This window comes from Nitratidesulfovibrio termitidis HI1, from assembly GCF_000504305.1.
In the GTDB taxonomy this organism is placed as follows: Bacteria; Desulfobacterota; Desulfovibrionia; order Desulfovibrionales; family Desulfovibrionaceae; genus Cupidesulfovibrio; species Cupidesulfovibrio termitidis.
In genome coordinates this window covers 1,540,537-1,557,413 of sequence record NZ_KI632512.1, presented here as the reverse complement: position 1 = coordinate 1,557,413, position 16,877 = coordinate 1,540,537, and the positions used below count along the sequence as shown (strand labels likewise).

Below are 16,877 nucleotides of genomic sequence, written 5' to 3'. Positions count from 1 at the left end.
CCGGAAAACGGGCCGTGGGGCTGCCGGTCACCTGTCCGGCGTCTGCCCGGGGTCAGCCCGGCGTCTGCCTGATGCCAGTTGGGGCACCGACACCATTTGCGCTTCACCCGGCTTCGCAGTATGGGGGGCCGCATGAGTACACACCGTTCCCCCTGCCTTGATGCGGGCGGGCTGCTGCGCGTTGCCGGGGGCGGCGTGCTGATCAGCTTTTCCGCCGTGTTCGTGAAGCTGGTGCAGGTGGGGCCCAGCCAGTCTGCCTTCTACCGCATGTTCTTCGGCGGGCTGGCCCTGCTGTGCGTGGCCCTGGCCCGGCGCGAACGGCTGCGCGCGCGGCCCGGCGTGTGGGGCGTGATGGTGGGAGCCGCCGTGCTGTTCGCGCTGGACCTGGAGTGCTGGCACCGGGGCATCCTGCTCATCGGGCCGGGGCTGGCCACCATCATCGGCAATTTCCAGGTATTCTTCATCGCCATTGCCGGGGCGCTGCTGCTGGGCGAAAAGCTGTCCGGGCGGCACATGGCGGCCATTCCGCTGGCCCTGGCCGGGCTGTGGCTGCTGCTGGGCGTCAGCCCGGCGGACCTGTTGCCCACATCGACGGATGGCGGGCTGGTGGTGGGCGATTCGCTGGCCGGGGTGGGCTACGGTTTTGCCACGGCGTTGTTCTACACCGGGTTCATCCTGCTGCTGCGCCAGTCGCGCGGCATGGCGGGCATGCTTTCGCCGGTGGCCAACATGGCGGTCATTTCACTGGCCTGCGCCGCGGTGAGCGGCGCGGGCATTCTGGTGCGCGGCGACAGCTTTGCCATTGCAGATGCGGCCAGCGGCGGCTACCTGGTGGCCTACGGCGTGCTGTGCCAGGGCGTTGGCTGGGTGCTGCTGTCCACCGGGCTGCCGCGCCTGCCCGCCTCGCTGGCGGGGCTGGTGATGCTGGTGCAGCCCGCGTTGTCGTTCATGTGGGACATCGTGCTGTTCAAACGGCCCACCGACGGATGGGGTATGGCCGGGGCGGGCATCGCCCTGTTCGCCATCTGGCTGGGCCTGTCCGGTGCCTCGGGTGCGTCTGGCGGAACTGGCGGAACTGGCGGAACTGGCGGTTCGGGCGCGCGGGTATGCCGTCCGGGCGAGATGGCTGAAGATTCCGATGCGGCGGCGCATGAGGATGCATGACAATCAGGGCGCGCTGCGCCGTTAACGGACGGAGGGATGACGGTGCAGATATTGAGCCTGATATTCGTGACCGCCGTGGCATTGGTGCTCGGCTGGCTGCTGGTGCGCGGACTGCTGGCCGCCGCAGGATGCGTTCTGCGCCTGTTTCTGGGGCTGTTGCTGCTTGGGCTGCTGGGGGCTACCTGGTCCATGCTGTCCTATCTGTTCAGCGGCGGAGCGGGCTGGTAGGCGGACACAGGTTGCCGTCAGGACAATGGCCGCAGACTGAGGCGGGCAACACACGGGGCTGACCCCGCGAGGGCACCCCGAACTTTGCGCAGATACGGCGCGTGGCGGATGATCGTCACGCGCCGTTTTTTTGCATGGGTGCGCCGCAGTATCTGCGGAGGGGATGCAGGGGGCGAGACTATGCCACAGGCGGCAGTCCGGCGATCCAGCCTTCCACGCCCAGTTGGGCGGCGGTGATGCCGCGCGGCGGGGCCGATCGTGTTGGCAGGCCATAGCCGGGCCGCAGGGTGGACGCTGCGGCCAGCACGGCGCAGAGCAGGGCATCCAGCAGGTCCGCTTCCGGGTCGTCCAGCATGCGGGCGGCATGGTCCGCGTTCCAACGGATGGTCAGAAAGGGAAGGCCGGTGGCGTTCGTCGATCCGGCCAGCCCCGCCAGGCTCCCGAGCAGGTCCGTACGGGCCTTGCGCCGGGCTGCCCGGTCTGAACTCTCGCCACCCTTGTACGGGGTACGGCCTATCAACTGGCGGGCCAGCCAGCCGGGGTAGGTTTCCAGCGCCGCACGGGGCGAAGCCGACAGATCGGGCAGGGGGCGCAGCAGGGGCACGTGAACCTGGTGCGCGGCCAGACGCGGAGCCACGGCGTGGAACATCAGGGCCACGGGCGGCCGCACCGTGTTCATGGGGCTGGCGGCCCCGGCGCGGCGGCAGCAGGCGCGGTACAGGTACTTCTGCCCGGCGGGCCGGGCGGCGGACACCCCGCGCAACAGATCGCGGAACGTGGCGCGGTCCATGGTTCCGCACAGGGCGGCATATCCGGCCCAGTCGCGTGGCCAGTCCAGTTGTTCCACCAGTTCCAGCGGTTGCGCCAGCGCGGCGTCGATGCCCAGCACCCAGCCCGCGTCGGGCGGAACATCGCCCCCCGCGAAGCCCGCATCCAACAACCCACCGAACAGCCGGTCCAGGTCGCCCAGCGCGTGCAGTTCGCGCAGTTCGTGCAGGGTAAGCACGGGGGGTGCGCCGAGCAGGCCCGGCCAGTCCGGCCAGTCCGGCCAGTCTGGCAAGCCTGGCCTGTCCGGCATTCCGTTATCCGGCGCGTTCCCGCTCCCCGGCGCAAGGTCGCACACCGCCAGGGTCAGCGGTTTGCGTGGGCCGGGGGTGGCCGTAACGTCAAGGCCCAGAATCCGCACGGGCAGGGTGTGGGCGGGGTGCGACGCGACGGGCGTATCCTGACTGGCGAGTTGCGTGGGGTTTCCGCTGGTATGCATGGCGGGTCGCAAACGCAAAACGGCCCCGCGTCCTGTTCGCGGGGCCGCCATGCGCTACATGCTGAAGAATTCCAGTTCCGGCGCCACGGGTATTTCGCCCGCCTCGGCCAGCCGGTGGTAGAACAGGCGCAGTCCTTCCATTTCCGGAAAGCCCATGTGGAAGACCAGGCCGTGGTAGTACTGGCGCAGTTCTTCGCGCGTCAGGGGGCAGCCCTGTAAGGTCAGGTCGAGGATCACGTCCATGTGCAGTTCGCCCCAGTTGCGGGCGCGCTGCAACAGTTCGCACGGGTCATTGGCGAAACAGCCTGCTGTCGCGGCGGCGCGGCTGACCACCCATACCCCGAACACGAAGGGCAGGCCGGTCCACTGCCGCCAGGCCTCGCCAAGGTCCAGCCGGTACGGGAACTCCGGGTGGTTGCGCAGGCGCAGGGCCTCGTCGCCGATGGCCAGGAACGCCTCCGGCGGGTTGCCCGACGCGATGCGTCCGGTGGCCGAACCCACCTCGTAGCGTACCGGGAACTTGTAGTAATCGCGGAACAGCAGGCGCAGCAGCGCGGCAGAGGTGTGCGTCTCGGCGCTGATCAGCACCGGCTGGTCGGCCAGGTCCTCCACCGGGCGGCGCGACAGCAGCAGCACGCTCTGCACCGGCCCCCGGCTGCCGATGGCGAGATCGGGCACCAGCAGGTAGTTCCTCCACCGGTGCGCGTACTCCACCGACGAGTTGGACGACACGTGCAGGTCGCCCCGGGCCATCATGTTGTTCAGCACCGCAGGCGGCCCGGCCACCAGTTCGTACTCGTGCGGGATGATGCCCGACTCCAGCGGATGGTAGATGGGCAGCACGTTCAGGTACCCGATGCGGCCCAGGCGCAGCGGGCGCGCGCATGACGACGGCGTGGTGGTAGCTTTGTTCATGGCATGTATCGCGTTTGTATCCCCTGCCGGTTTGGCTGTTTGTTACGCCTCCGGCGGGCAGGGGGCTTTGCCCCCTGCACCCCCATATTGGGGGGCTTGGGGCGTTTTTTGATAAAGAAGAGGAAGCCTGATGTTCCGTATCCCCCCAATTAAAAAGTTTTGGGGGGAGCTTCAGCCGTTATGCGAGTCTTCGAGCATTACGGATGAAGACAGCAGAGCGGGGTACGGGGGAAGGAGACCCTTTTACGCGTTGCGGTCGCCATCCGTAAGGTTCACGCTTCGCGCTCACCTAACGGCTGCCGCAAAGGGTCCCTTCCCCGGTTGTTGCCTTTACAACTCCTGTATCTCCCCTTCCACCACGGGTTGGGGCGAAACGGGGGTATAGTTCATGGTGCGTTGCACGGGGGTGAACCCGGCGGCGCGGATGCAGTTGTGGATTTCGCGGCGCGAGAGGCTGAAGCTGACGCCTGCGGCGGCCACCACGTTTTCCTCGATCATGAGCGAGCCGAAGTCGTTGGCGCCGAAGTACAGGGCCAGTTGGGCCACCTGCGGCCCCATGGTCACCCACGAGGCCTGCACGTTGTCCACGTTGTCCAGCACCAGGCGCGACAGGGCCAGCAGTCGCAGGTAGGCGGGCGCGGGTTCCGGGTCGCGGTGGATATTGGTGTGCGCGGGCTGGAAGGTCCACGGGATGAATGCGGTGAACCCGCCGGTGCGGTCCTGCACCTCGCGCACGGCAAACAGGTGGTCCAGGCGGTGGCGGGGCTCTTCCTCGTGCCCGAACATCATGGTGGCGGTGGTACGCAGCCCCTGGGTGTGGGCTTCTTCCATCACGCCCAGCCAGCGCCCGGCGGAACACTTGTTGGGCGAAACCTGGGTGCGCACCTCGTCCACCAGGATTTCCGCGCCGCCGCCGGGGATGGAGTGCAGCCCGGCGGCACGCAGCCGCGCGATGACCTCGGCCACGGTGATCTTTTCGAACTCCGCGAAAAAGACGATTTCGGGCGGCGAAAAGGCGTGGATGTGGATGGCGGGATAGGTGTCGCGAATCCAGCCGATCATGCCCTCGTAGAACGACAGGGGCAGATCGGGGTGGTGGCCGCCTTGCAGCAGGATCTGGGTGCCGCCGAGGGCCAGGGTTTCCTCAATCTTCCTGCCCAGTTCCTCGCGCGTCAGCACGTACCCTTCGGGGTGGCCGGGGGCGCGGAAAAAGGCGCAGAAGCGGCAGGCGCACACGCAGATGTTGGAATAGTTGATGTTGCGGTCGGCCACGTAGGTGACCACGGGCTGCGGATGCTTGCGCAGGCGCACGGCGTGGGCCAGATGCCCCAGGGTGTGCAGCCCGGCGTGGTCGTACAGCAGGTCGGCGTCGGCGCGGGTAAGGCGCTGGCCGTCCAGTACCCGTTCGGCCACGGCGCGGACCCCGGTCGGCTCATTGATGGACGAGCCGCCCGGCATGATGGGCCTGTTGGTGGCGGTGGCGGCGGTAGTGGCGGCGCTCATGCCCGGACCTCCGGCGTATCGGCGTGCCCGGTATCGTTGCGGATGGCGTCCGGGTCGGCCACGGGGTTGAAGTGCGAATCGCGGCGCACCGGGGTGAAGCCGGAACGGCGGATCATCAGTTCCAGTTCGGGCACGGTGAGCGACTGGGCGGAATCGGCCCCGGCGTCGTGGCCGATGCGTTCCTCGACGATGGTGCCGTCCAGGTCGTCAGCCCCGAAGTACAGGGCGGTCTGGGCCATCTTGACGCCCATCATCACCCAGTAGGCCTTCACATGGGGGATGTTGTCCAGCATCAGGCGGCTTACGGCCACGGTGCGCAGCCGGTCGAGGCCCACGTGTTCGCCCACCCGTTCGGGCGGCAGCTTGAGCAGGCTGTTTTCCGTCAGGAAGGGCAGGGGGATGAAGCAGGTGAACCCGCCGGATGTGTCCTGCTGTTCGCGCAGGCGGCACAGATGGTCCACGCGGTGCTCGAAGGTTTCAATGTGCCCGTAGAGCATGGAACAGTTGGTGCGGATGCCGAGGGAATGCGCCTCGCCCGCCACGCGCAGCCATTCGTCCGCCGTGGCCTTGCGCGGGCATATTCTGGTGCGCACTTCCGGCGCGAAGATTTCGGCACCGCCGCCGGGCATCATGGCCAGGCCCGCGTCCTGCAGGCGGCGCAGCACGTCCAGCGTGCTGATGCCTTCCATGCTGGCGAAGTGGGCGATCTCCACGCCGGTGAAGGCCTTGACGATGCTCTGGGGGCGTGCTGCACGGATGCGGCGGATGACGTCCTCGAACCAGGCAAGGCCCAGGTCCGGGTGGCAGCCGCCCACGATGTGCACCTCGGAAAACGGGGTGCCCCGGTCGTCCAGCACGCGGTGCAGGATGTCGTCCGGCGTCAGGGCGAAGGAACCGGCCTGCCCGCGTTCTCGCTGAAAGGCGCAGAACAGGCAGCCGTTGACGCAGATGTTGGTGTAATTGACGTGCCGGTTGAGCACGTAATAGGTTCTGTCGCCGTGCAGGCGGGTGCGCGCGTGGTGGGCAAGAGCCCCCACGGCGGTGATGTCCGGGCAGTGGAACAGCGCCAGACCCTCTTCGGGCGAAAGGCGCGCGCCTTCCATCACCTTTTCGAAGGCGGTCCCAAGGCCCAGGCGGGCGTAATGGGCAGCGTCGAGCATGTGTCCTCCGGTGTGGCGGGACTGAAATGTCTTGCGGATGGTGAGCGAGGCAGCGGTTCCTGTCCGGGGCCAACCCGAACCGAGTGGCCTGATCGGGTCCGATCTTGCCGGTCAGGGGCTTGCATCCCGCTGACGGAAGGCGGAGTATCGACCCGCCGTGGCCCCGTGTCAACACCGTGGGCACGCCGGGGCGACTGCCCGGCGCACCGGGCCTGTCCATTTTTCGTGCATTGCACCGGGCTTCGGGCCTGACCATTTCATCTGGCATTACTGCCCATCATTCCCTCGTCCATTCCCACCCGCCCGGCCATCCGGGCGGCCCCGCAAGGTCGCTTCCATGTCTTCGCAGAACCAGCACACTCCGGCAGTTTCCCTGTCCCCGGCGCGCACCCTGTCGCTGGGCATTTCCCCCTGCCCCAACGACACCTACATCTTTCACGCCCTGGCCAGGGGATGCATTCCGCTGCCCTGCGGGTTCGACCTGTTCATGGCCGACGTGGAGGTGCTGAACGGCCGCGCCCGCGCGGGCACGCTGGACGTGACCAAGCTGTCGCTGGCGGCCATGGCCCATGTGCTGGACGACTACGTGCTGCTCAATGCCGGGGCGGCGCTGGGGCGCGGCTGCGGACCGCTGCTGGTGGCGCGCGAGCCGCTGTCGCCCGCCGATCTGGCCGGGGCGCGGGTGGCCATCCCGGGCCGCATGACCACGGCCAACCTGTTGCTTTCCCTGCACGGCATGCTGCAAGGCCCGCGCGAGGAAATGGTGTTCGACCAGGTCATGCCCGCCGTGGCCGCAGGAAAGGCCGATTGCGGGCTGGTCATCCACGAGGGCCGCTTCACCTACGGCGGCTACGGCCTGCATTGCGTGCTGGACCTGGGGCAGTGGTGGGAATCCGCCTACGGGCTGCCCTTGCCGCTGGGGGCCATTGCCGCGCGGCGGGACCTGGGCGAGGCCACCATACTTGCCGTGCAGGACGCCATCCGGCGCAGCCTGGAATACGCCAACGCCAATCCGGCGGCCTCGCGCGCGTGGATACGCGAACATGCCCAGGAAATGTCGGATGAGGTGACCGACAGCCACATCCGCACCTTCGTGAACGACTTCAGCCTGGACCTGCGTGACGAGGGGCGCGCCGCCATCCGCGCGCTGCTGGAAAAGGCCGTTGCCATGTCAGGAAGACCGGGTGGATCAGATGGGCCTGATGAGCCTGATGAGGCAGACGGGCCAGGCAAGAACCTGCCCGACCTGCCCCTGTTCGCCTGAGGGGCGCAGCATTGACAATAACTCCGGTGCATCATAGCTCAGTATAATACTGGGCGAACACTCAGCGGCACGCCGCCGGGAGCACCCAAGGGGATCCGGCATGTCACTCCGCCGGGGGGAAGGGCGTGACGGGCGCCTGCCACCGAAAACGCGCACGGCGGGGCAAGTGCCGGGGCGTTTTCATACCGTCGGGGGAACCCATGATGCTGCCATGGGATTTGCTGCCGCACCGATTCATGACGGCCTTGCGCATGGTCGTGGTCATGGTGCTGACGCTGCTGATGCATCCGGCGGCGGGCAGTGCCGCGCCCTCAGTGGTGCTGTGCAACGACGAGCACTTTCCCCTTTCCTACCGCGATGACGCCGGACAGCCCGCCGGGATGTATCCGGAAATCCTGCGCGAGGCCGCGCGCCGATCCGGCGTGCAACTGGATGTTCGCGTTGTCCCGTGGACGCGGGCCCTGCGCGCCCTGGAAATGGGCGAGGCGGCCCTTGGGGGCGTCTTTTCCACCACCCGCGCGCGCGGGCAGTGGCGGGTCAGCCTGCCCCTGCATCTGGAACGCATCGTGGCCGTGCTGCCGCAGGACGCCACGTTCCATGCCACCCGGGTGGCCGAGCTGAAGCCGTATCGTACCTGCATCGTGGAGGGGTGGAACTACGGGCCGCCGCTGGATGGGGCCCTGGTGGACGGCGGCTGGAACCTGGACCCCGCGCCCAGCGAGGCGCTGTGCCTGCGCAAGCTGGAAGCGGGCCGGGTGCAGGTGGCGCTGGTGGGCGAGGCCGGCGCCCTGCGCCTGCCGGACCCCGCCGTGCCGACGCGCACACGCACGGTCCGCGTGGGGCTGGAACTGCCGGTGCACGTGTTCTGGCCGCTCACCGTGCCGGACGAGACGGTGCGCCGCGTGGACGGGGCCCTGCGCCACATGGACGAGGACGGCACCCTGCGCCGCATCGTGCAGCGCTATCTGGAACCGTGACGGCCATTTTTCGGGCTGCGGAGGGGCTGCCTCCGCGCCATGTCGCCGCCGATGTCTGCAGGACATTGGCGGTGTTTTGTCGGGCGGCAACGTGCAGGACGATACGTTCGCCGGAGCATCCTTGTCGGTGGCGCGCGGCGAGGGATAGCTTATGATCGGGCAACGGCCTGCTGTCCCCGAAAATGGTGGGAACCGCCCCCGGCGCGGCCTGTGCCTGCCAGGGGCGGTTCCCGTCGCCGCACGATGCGACAATGAATCCCTGCGGCGGTCAGGATTCAGGAAGGCGCAACCAGAATAAATATAGGATAAGGAGTATTGCGCTGACGAGCTCCGGGCCGCCTGCCCCGTCAACAGGCAAGACGCGAAAAAGCCCGGCCATTGGCCGGGCTTTCATCGTGTCTGCGAAGGGGAACGGGGGGCGGCAAGGCCGCGCGGGCTACTTGGCGAAGCCCACGGCGCGGCGTTCGCGGATGACCGTGACCCGGATCTGGCCGGGGTAGGTCAGGTTCTTTTCGATCTTGCCCGCAATGTCCTTGCACAGCATGTAGGTCTGGTCGTCGTCCACGTTGTCGGAGTTGACCATGACCCGGATCTCGCGGCCCGCCTGGATGGCGTAGGCCTTGGCCACGCCGTCGAAGCCGGTGGCGATGTTCTCCAGGTCTTCCAGCCGCTTCACGTAGTTTTCCAGCAGTTCCTTGCGGGCGCCGGGGCGAGCGCCGGACAGGCCGTCTGCGGCCTGCACCAGCACGGCCAGGGCCGACTTGGGCGGGGTGTCTTCGTGGTGGGCGGCGATGGCGTGGATGATTTCCTTGCTCTCGTTGTACTTCTTGGCGATGTCCGAGCCGATGATGGCGTGCGGCCCTTCCACCTCGTGGTCCACGGCCTTGCCGATGTCGTGCAGCAGGCCCGCGCGCTTGGCCTTCTTGATGTCCATGCCGAGCTCGGCGGCCATCATGCCACACAGGGCGGCCACTTCCAGCGAGTGTTGCAGCACGTTCTGCGAGAAGCTGGTGCGGTATTTCAGCTGGCCCAGCAGGCGCACGATGTCCGGATGGATGCCGTGCACGCCCGCGTCGAAGGTGGCCTGTTCGCCCACCTCGCGGATCTGCACCTCAAGCTCCTGCTCGCACTTGCGCACGATGTCCTCGATGCGCGCGGGGTGGATGCGCCCGTCCTGGATCAGCCGTTCCAGGGCCATCTTGGCCACCTGGCGGCGCAGCGGACTGTAGGCGGAAAGGATGACCGTCTCGGGGGTGTCGTCGATGATCAGGTCCACGCCGGTGGCCGCTTCCAGCGCGCGGATGTTGCGCCCTTCGCGACCGATGATGCGGCCCTTCATGTCTTCGCTGGGCAGGGTGACGGCGGTCACCGTCTGCTCGCCCACGTAGTCGCCCGCGTAGCGCTGGATGGCGTTGGCGATGATTTCCTTGGCCTTGCGGTCGGCGGTTTCCTTCGACTCGGTTTCGATGAGCCGGATCATCTTGGCGGCTTCGTGACGGGTGCGCGATTCGATGTCTTCGAAAAGACGCGATTTCGCTTCTTCGGCGGTCAGGCCGGATATTTCCTGCAGGCGGCGTTCCTGTTCATCGATGCGGGAGGAAATCTGTTCCTCCATGCCGGCCAGGTGACGTTCGCGGCGGGTCAGCTCCTTTTCGGCGGCCAGCACCTCGTGCTCCTTTTCGGTGGCCTTTTCGAGCTTTTCCTCCAGGCGTTCGCCCTGTTCCTGCATCTTGCGGTCACGCGCCTTCAGTTCGCGTTCGCGTTCCTTGAACTCGTGTTCCAGTTCGCGTTTCTGGTGAAAGATTTCGTCCTGGCCCTGAAGCAGAATCTCCTTCTTCTGGGCCTGCGCTTCCTTGCGGGCTTCCTCGACGATGCGCTTGGCGAGTTCGTTGGCATCGGCGATGCGCTTGGAGCTTACGTAGCGGTGCAGGGCATAGCCTGATGCCGCGCCGATGATCGCTCCCACGACGACGTAGATGATTTCGATGAGCCCCATACTGCAACTCCCGTTATGGTGTCGGACCAGCGTCCGATGTAGCGTCCGGCAATCGGGCCGGGCGCGCCGTTGGGGCCGCGCGGGCCGCCCTCTCCCTTCGGGGGTGGGGACGGCGGTCAGTGCCGCGGCGTCAGGACGCACCAGGTCACCGTGCCGATTCCATGAGCACGGGGAAGACGGGAGCTCGGGCAAGGAGGGGACGGACGGTCGCGTCGCCGGGGTCCGCGCACTCTTGTGCTAAACGCGGATTCCCCGACGGGCGGGCCATGTTGGGGGCGAGGGGGCATGAGCGAGCCCCGGAGCGCCGTGTGACGTGCCAAAGCAGGACCTGACTATGTCAGGGTGGGAACCTCGGGCGGGCCTTCAGGCTTCCCGGCGCGGGGCCGGGTATGCACACCGGTCCGCCGTACAGGTTCCCTGTTTGTTTCTTGTGAGGTCAGCGATGGCAAATCAATCACGCACACTCCAGGGGTCGTTATGCATCCGCGCAACGGGAGTTACGCGGATTCCTCTATTTTCGCCAGCAGGGCTTCCATGCGGGTGCGCATTTCGTCCTTTTGCTGGGTAGACTGCAACAGGTCGTCCGCCAGTCCCAGAACCAGAAAGGTCAGCAGCTTCTCCTTGCTGAGCTGTCTTCCGTGGAACTTCAGTCTGTTGAACCGTTCTTCCACCAGGGCCTTGGCGGTTTCGACCCTTGCGGGGTCGGCCTCGGCCTTGAAGGAAACCTCAAGCCCCAGGACGGTGAGGTTGTAAGTACGCATGGGGCCTCGACGCGCCTAGGCGTCGCCGGTTTGGTCCTTGAGGCGAAGCAGCAGCGCGTCGATGCGCGTCAACACCGCATCTTTCACGGTGCGCTCCTCGTCAAGGGCTTCCTTGAGTATCCGGTTCTCTTCCGCCAGCGCCGAAAGTCCGCCTTCTACCTCTTCCCGAAGGCGGCTGTTCTCCTCGCGCAGGGTTTCGAGCTGCGACAGGAGCGCCGTGACGCGGGTTTCAAGCAGGTCAATCAGTTCCATGTCCGTTAACTAGCCGTTTCACGGCGTGAAATCAAGAGTTCCTGCGGCGCGGCAGGGTCGTCTGGCGGCCCCGCGCGATGGCCAGCGAATCGTCCGGAACGTCCTTGGTTATGACGGAACCGGCCCCCACCAGGCTGCCCGCGCCGATGGTCACCGGGGCCACCAGCGCGCTGTTGCTGCCGATGAACGCCCCTTCGCCAATGACGGTCTTGTGCTTGTGCACCCCGTCATAGTTGCAGGTGATGGTGCCCGCGCCGATGTTGGCGCCGGGGCCCACTTCCGCATCGCCAAGGTAGGTCAGGTGGTTGGCCTTGGCCCCCTTGCCCAGGCGGGCCTTTTTCATTTCCACGAAATTGCCCACGCGCGCGCCTTCCTCCATCACCGCGCCGGGGCGCAGGCGGGCGTAGGGGCCCACCACGCAGTCCGGGCCGATTTCGGCCTGTTCCACGTGGCTGAAGGGGTGCACGGCGGCGCCTTCGGCCACCACGGCGTCGCGCAGCCAGCAGTGCGAATGGACGACGGCCGCGCGCGCGATGCGCGACGCCCCGTAGATTTCGCAGGGGCCATAGATTTCCGCCCCCGGCTCAAGCACCGCGCGCGGGCTGATGCGCACGGTTTCCGGCGCGTGGATGAGCACGCGCTTTTCTATCCAGTTCAGGGCGATGCGCGCGCGCACCAACGCTTCCGACCGGATCAGCTCCGCCGGGTCGTTGACGCCCAGCAGGTTGGGATCCTGCCCGCATTCCACGCCGATGACGTCCATGCGTTCCGCCACGGCCAGGCCCACAAGGTCGGTGATGTAGTATTCGCCGCTCTTGTTGGCGTTGGTCAGGCGGGGCAGCAGCTTTTCCACCGCGTCCATGCGCAGGCAGTAAATGCCCGCGTTGATTTCGTCCGGTTCCGGGCCGTACAGGGTTTCGTCGTAGTCCTTGGCCTCGACGATGGCCACCACGCGGCGGTTGTGGCGCACCACGCGGCCATACGCGCCGGGGTCGGGCAGGGTCAGGGTCATGAAGGCCACGTCCGCGTCCATGGCCTCCTTCAGGAAGGTGGCCACGGTGGAGGTGGGCAGCAGCGGGGTGTCGCCGTTGACGACCACCACGCGCTCAAGGCCCGCGGCCTTCAGTTCTTCCCACGCGGCCTGCAGGGCGTGCCCGGTGCCCAGCTGTTTTTCCTGCACCACGAAGCGGTGGTCCTCGCCCTTGAACGCTGCGCGCACCATGTCGGCCTTGTGGCCGATGACGGTCCACAGGTTGCCGCCGAACAGCGGCTCCAGCGCATCGTACACGAAGCGCAGCATGGGTTCGCCAAGAATGGACTGCAATACCTTGGGCTTGTCGGAATGCATGCGGGTGCCCTTGCCCGCTGCCAGTATGAGAGCGCCGGTGATGGACGCCATGGTTCCTCCGTCACGAAGGGGTGTTTTTCGGGGATGCGCGCCGGGAGGCGGCGCGTCGTCCGGTTTCTAGCCCCCAGTGCGGGGGCTGTCCAGTGGGAAGGAGCGGGAAATGGCCCGCATGCGGGAGCGCGCCAACCGGGCGGGCGCGGGCGTGCGGCGTGCTTCGGGCGGACCGGATGCGCCGGGCGCGGGGGCATTCCGGCGGGCGGGTCCGCACGCGTTGCCACACCCGGCGCAACCGGCTACAGGGACGGAGCGCGCACCGCGCGGGTGGCACCAACGGGGAGGGACCGTGAGTGTGCCCTTGTGCCCGCCGGAAAGGGACGCGCAACCGGGGTAGACGAATGCTCAGACTGGAGATTCCGGGCCGCGAGGCCCTTGAACTGGACCATCTGGTTCTGGACTACAACGGCACCATCGCCGCATCCGGCGCGCTGGTGGACGGCGTGGCCGACCGCATCACCCGGCTGGCCGGTGAACTGGCCGTGCACGTGGTCACGGCGGACACCTTCGGTTCCGTGGCATCGGCGCTGGCCGGGCTGCCGGTGCGGCTGCACGTGCTGCCGCCCGGCATGCAGGACGAGGCCAAGCGGCGCTACGTGGCAGACCTTGGTTCGCTGCGCACCGTGGCCATGGGCAACGGGCGCAACGACCTGCTCATGCTGCTGGAAGCGGGGCTTTCCGTGGCGGTGCTGGGGGACGAGGGCGCCTCGGTGCAGACGCTGTGCGCCGCCGACGTGGCCGTGCGCCATATTTGCGACGGGCTGGATCTTTTGCTGCACCCGTTGCGGCTGGTGGCCACGCTGCGCAGATAGGGCGTCAGGCCGCCCTGCCGCGGTTGCCGATACGGACCAGTGCGCACCAGTACGGACCTGGGTGGGCCGTGTGGACGGGTATGGGCCAGTGCGCACCCGTGTGGGCCGTGCCGATGGATGTCCGTGCCGGAGCGGGGCCACTGCCTGCGTTGCCGGTCCGGGCTTTACGGCGTGGAGGCACGGCGTTTGTCCGCATGCTCCGGTGCGGCGTGGCCGCATTGGGGGTGGCCGGTGGCAGGGCCAAGGCCGTTGCGCGGCTGGCGCCGCCCACGGCTGCAGCCGTGTCTGCCGTTATTGGCTGTTCAGGGCGCGTTCCACGATGCGGGCATAGCTGCCGTCGGCCTTCATGTCCCGGATGGCCGCGTCGAAGGCGCGCAGCAGGTGGCGCTGCCCGTCCTGCCTGCGGAAGGCCAGGTGCACCGGCATGACCGCCAGCGGTTGCGGGGCCATGATGACCAGACGGGTCAGCCCCAGCCGTTCCCGCAGCCACAGGCCCCCTTCGCGGGTGATGATGGCGCCGTCCAGCCGCCCCCCGGCCACCTTCAGCAGATTCTGGGCCTCGCTGCCCGCTTCCTCGGTGATGAGATCGCCCGTCGCGCGCGCGGCGTCCAGCGTGTCGCCGTAGCTCCACCCGCGCACCACGCCCAGCCGCATGCCCCGCAACGCGGCCAGGGGCGTCCCGCCCAGCCCCGCAGGGGCCGCTCCGCCATATCCCGCAGGGGCCGCTTCGCCATATCCCGCAGGGGCTTGGGGTACCGCCGCGCTTGCCGGAAGCAGCAGGTGCAGGCGTTCTTCGAACAGTGGTGCGGAAAAGTCGTGCATCGCCCGGCGCTGGGTTGTGGCGTACAGGCCGCACACCGCAACGCGTTCCCCGGCTTTCCCTCCGGAATCCCCCTCGGAGTCCTTGCGATTCAGTTCCGCGATGGCCCTGGCCCACGGCGTGGGCACCATGGTTGCCGCAAGGCCCATGCGGCGGAACGCCTCTGCGGCCAGTTCCGGATAGATGCCGCGCGCCCCGGATAGCGGCCCCTTTTCCTTGTAGGCGTAGGGCGGCAGGTCTTCATCGCACAGCACATGCAGCGGTGGGGAGGCAGGCGGGGTGTGCCGGGGCGCAAGGGCTGATCCGGCGCCGCCTGCCGGGTGGGCGGCAGCCGGGGCATCGTCGGCCCGTGCGCCGGGGGGAAGGGCCAGTGCGGCGGCCAGCACAGGCAGGGCCACGGCCAGCAAAAGCCAGCGGAGCACGCCGGTGGGCCTTCGGCGGGCCTCTCCCCGTGCCGGGGCATCGCGCTCCTGCCGGGCGCCCGCTCCGATGCCTTTGGCGGGAGCGGCCACCGGGGCGTCGGCGCTGCTGCCTGCGGTGGCATCGGCAGCCTCAGGGCACGGCGACATCCTGCACCATCCCGTCATCCAGACATTCCAGCACGCGCGAATACAGCGCGGCGCGCTGCGTCTCGGGCGGGGCATCGCGAAAGTCCACCAGCACCCGCACCGTCTCGCCGGGCCAGACCAGCACGGTATCCTTGATGCCGGTGTCGGTGGCCGAACACCCCGAGGGCGTCACGGCCAGGGCCGCCACCTGGGGCGGACTGTCGCGCCGCTCCAGCACCCGCAACTGGTAGCCCGAAAGGTGCAGGGCATGGGGGATAGACACCGCGTCGTTGGACAACTCCCATACCTCGGTCGTGCGTTCGGGCACGCGCGGCGCCGGAAAGTCGTCCGGCAGGTCGGCCCTCGTATCGTGGCGCAGGGCGAACGGCTGGCCGTTCAGCAGCCACGACGGGCGGCCCAGCACCTCGCCGCGCGAGACGTGCAGGCGGCGCGGCGGTCCCTGCGGCAGGGGGGGCATTGCCGGGAATTCGCACAACCGTACGGGCAGGGGCTGGGTATAGTCCACGCGCTGCATCACGCGCAGCCGCAGCAGGCGTGTCGCCTCGCCTTCACCGGGAGCTCCGGTCCCGCCAGATGCCGCTTCGGCCCGGCGCATGGGATCGAAGGGCAGATTGATCAGATGCCACTCGTCACCGGGGTTTGCCGCGCGCAGGTCCACCAGCACGTCCGCCCGCTCTCCGGGGCCCAGGAACAGGCGCTGCAAGGGCAGCGGGCGCTCCAGCATGCCGCCGTCCGTGCCCATCAGCGTGAAGGGTTGCGGCGCGCCGTCGGGACTGGCCAGCCCCACATGCAGGATGCGCGCGTTGCACATGTTCACCAGGCGCAGACGGTACATGCGGGTGACCACGTCCAGCCGGGCGCCGGCCACGCCGTTGACGGCGAGCACATCGCCGATGAGGCCCGATATCCGGTCGTCCAGGCCGGGCGCGTACACCGGCACGCCGTTGCGGTCCAGGCGGTGGTCCTGGAACAGCAGGGGGACGTCCGAGGGGCCGCTGCCCGGTGCGGGCAGGGTGGCCCGGAAGGCTCCGGTGCCGCCTGCCCCCAGCGGTTCGATGTCCATGGCGGCCAGGGCGGCGCGTTCTTCCTCATCGTCCACGATGCACAGCCCCACCATGCCCTGATGGGTCTGGCGGCCCGAAAACCCCGGGGCGATAGCATGGTAGGGGTAGACGCCCGCCCGATTGCGCACGGGTACGCGGTATTCAAGGCTGGCGCCAGGCAGCAGCATCATCACCGGGTGGCCGCCCATGCGCCAGTCGGCGATCAGGCCGTGCCAGCGCAGCAAGGTGGGGGCGTCCAGATGGTTGACCAGGCGCACCCGCAGCGAGGCGCCGTGCTGAATGGCCAGGGTGGGGTTCCAGTAGGGGCGGCTGCCGTGCTCGGTCTGGAAGCACAATGGCGGGGCAGGGGGGATGCCGTCGGGTAATCGCGGCTCGGACGTGGCGGAAAGCTCGATGCGTGCCGCACCGTCCATCAGCCCCATGAACGAATGGTCGCCCGGCAGGGGCAGGGGGGTATCGAAGCTGGCGGCGGATTGCAGCCCGACCAGAGGGCGCGGCGGCAGCGCGGCAGGCGGGCGCGGGGCGGGGGCGTCCTGCGCCGCCAAGGCGGGACCTGTCGAAGCCAGTGCCCAGGTTGCCCCGGCAAGCGCGGTGATTCCGGCCAGCTTCAGGAAACGTCGTCTGCCGATGCGCCGCATGGTTGCTCCTGCGTTTCCGGTGGGTGCGTTGCATGTGTCGGCGGCTTTGGCAGCGTTCCGCGTGGCGTCGGCCATGGCCTGCGGACGC

At 68.2% G+C, this 16,877-nt stretch carries 15 protein-coding genes and 1 other RNA gene; 5 read left to right on the top strand and 11 right to left on the bottom strand.

Annotation, left to right across the window (positions count from 1 at the left end):
- The first annotated feature begins 132 nt into the window (after window positions 1-132).
- On the top strand, window positions 133-1,164 hold the full coding sequence (locus DESTE_RS06335; protein WP_035066140.1) for a DMT family transporter: 1,032 nt from the start codon (window positions 133-135) through the stop codon (window positions 1,162-1,164).
- 36 nt (window positions 1,165-1,200) lie between these two features.
- Complete coding sequence (locus DESTE_RS06330) at window positions 1,201-1,392, top strand: hypothetical protein (RefSeq protein WP_245590759.1); 192 nt, start codon at window positions 1,201-1,203, stop codon at window positions 1,390-1,392.
- 178 nt (window positions 1,393-1,570) lie between these two features.
- Here DESTE_RS06330 and DESTE_RS06325 read toward each other — a convergent pair whose 3' ends face one another.
- From DESTE_RS06325 to mqnE, 4 genes are all read right to left on the bottom strand, one after another.
- Window positions 1,571-2,656 carry a DUF429 domain-containing protein gene (locus tag DESTE_RS06325; RefSeq protein WP_084559380.1) on the bottom strand — a complete coding sequence of 362 codons (1,086 nt, stop codon included), beginning with the start codon at window positions 2,654-2,656 and terminating at the stop codon, window positions 1,571-1,573.
- Between the two features lie 54 nt (window positions 2,657-2,710).
- Complete coding sequence (locus tag DESTE_RS06320) at window positions 2,711-3,571, bottom strand: menaquinone biosynthetic enzyme MqnA/MqnD family protein (RefSeq protein WP_035066137.1); 861 nt, start codon at window positions 3,569-3,571, stop codon at window positions 2,711-2,713.
- Between the two features lie 330 nt (window positions 3,572-3,901).
- Window positions 3,902-5,029: a cyclic dehypoxanthinyl futalosine synthase gene (gene mqnC / locus DESTE_RS06315; RefSeq protein ID WP_035069876.1), complete on the bottom strand. Its 1,128-nt coding sequence runs from the start codon at window positions 5,027-5,029 to the stop codon at window positions 3,902-3,904.
- Between the two features lie 41 nt (window positions 5,030-5,070).
- Window positions 5,071-6,234 (bottom strand): aminofutalosine synthase MqnE, encoded by a 1,164-nt coding sequence (mqnE, locus tag DESTE_RS06310; protein ID WP_035066134.1) that lies wholly within the window; start codon window positions 6,232-6,234, stop codon window positions 5,071-5,073.
- A 337-nt stretch (window positions 6,235-6,571) separates the two neighbouring features.
- On the opposite strand from mqnE, the gene DESTE_RS06305 reads away from it, so the two are divergent.
- Window positions 6,572-7,498 carry a 1,4-dihydroxy-6-naphtoate synthase gene (locus DESTE_RS06305; protein ID WP_245590758.1) on the top strand — a complete coding sequence of 309 codons (927 nt, stop codon included), beginning with the start codon at window positions 6,572-6,574 and terminating at the stop codon, window positions 7,496-7,498.
- Window positions 7,499-7,698: 200 nt separating this feature from the next.
- Complete coding sequence (locus DESTE_RS06300; RefSeq protein ID WP_245590757.1) at window positions 7,699-8,475, top strand: substrate-binding periplasmic protein; 777 nt, start codon at window positions 7,699-7,701, stop codon at window positions 8,473-8,475.
- Window positions 8,476-8,911: 436 nt separating this feature from the next.
- Here the strand turns inward: DESTE_RS06300 and rny are convergent, their stop codons facing one another.
- The 5 genes from rny to glmU all read right to left on the bottom strand — a co-directional run bounded on the left by rny (window position 8,912) and on the right by glmU (window position 12,883).
- Window positions 8,912-10,471, bottom strand: coding sequence for a ribonuclease Y (gene rny, locus DESTE_RS06295; RefSeq protein ID WP_035066128.1), 1,560 nt, complete (start codon window positions 10,469-10,471; stop codon window positions 8,912-8,914).
- A 289-nt stretch (window positions 10,472-10,760) separates the two neighbouring features.
- Window positions 10,761-10,946, bottom strand: a non-coding RNA gene (gene ssrS, locus DESTE_RS17540) — 6S RNA.
- Between the two features lie 22 nt (window positions 10,947-10,968).
- The gene (gene zapA, locus DESTE_RS06290; RefSeq protein WP_012612325.1) at window positions 10,969-11,232 is read right to left on the bottom strand and encodes a cell division protein ZapA; all 264 of its coding nucleotides are present in this window, start codon (window positions 11,230-11,232) and stop codon (window positions 10,969-10,971) included.
- A 15-nt stretch (window positions 11,233-11,247) separates the two neighbouring features.
- A complete protein-coding gene (locus DESTE_RS06285) occupies window positions 11,248-11,484 on the bottom strand; it encodes a cell division protein ZapB (protein WP_035066125.1) in 237 nt (78 codons plus the stop codon).
- Between the two features lie 31 nt (window positions 11,485-11,515).
- Entirely contained in the window at window positions 11,516-12,883 is a 1,368-nt protein-coding gene (gene glmU, locus DESTE_RS06280) for a bifunctional UDP-N-acetylglucosamine diphosphorylase/glucosamine-1-phosphate N-acetyltransferase GlmU (protein WP_035066121.1), read from the bottom strand.
- Window positions 12,884-13,227: 344 nt separating this feature from the next.
- On the opposite strand from glmU, the gene DESTE_RS06275 reads away from it, so the two are divergent.
- On the top strand, window positions 13,228-13,698 hold the full coding sequence (locus DESTE_RS06275) for an HAD family hydrolase (RefSeq protein ID WP_035066118.1): 471 nt from the start codon (window positions 13,228-13,230) through the stop codon (window positions 13,696-13,698).
- A 291-nt stretch (window positions 13,699-13,989) separates the two neighbouring features.
- On the opposite strand, the gene DESTE_RS06270 is transcribed toward DESTE_RS06275, so the two are convergent.
- Window positions 13,990-15,087 carry a substrate-binding periplasmic protein gene (locus tag DESTE_RS06270; RefSeq protein WP_035066116.1) on the bottom strand — a complete coding sequence of 366 codons (1,098 nt, stop codon included), beginning with the start codon at window positions 15,085-15,087 and terminating at the stop codon, window positions 13,990-13,992.
- On the bottom strand, window positions 15,071-16,789 hold the full coding sequence (locus DESTE_RS06265; RefSeq protein ID WP_035066113.1) for a multicopper oxidase family protein: 1,719 nt from the start codon (window positions 16,787-16,789) through the stop codon (window positions 15,071-15,073). The genes DESTE_RS06270 and DESTE_RS06265 overlap by 17 nt, the downstream gene beginning before the upstream one ends.
- Window positions 16,790-16,877: the final 88 nt, after the last annotated feature.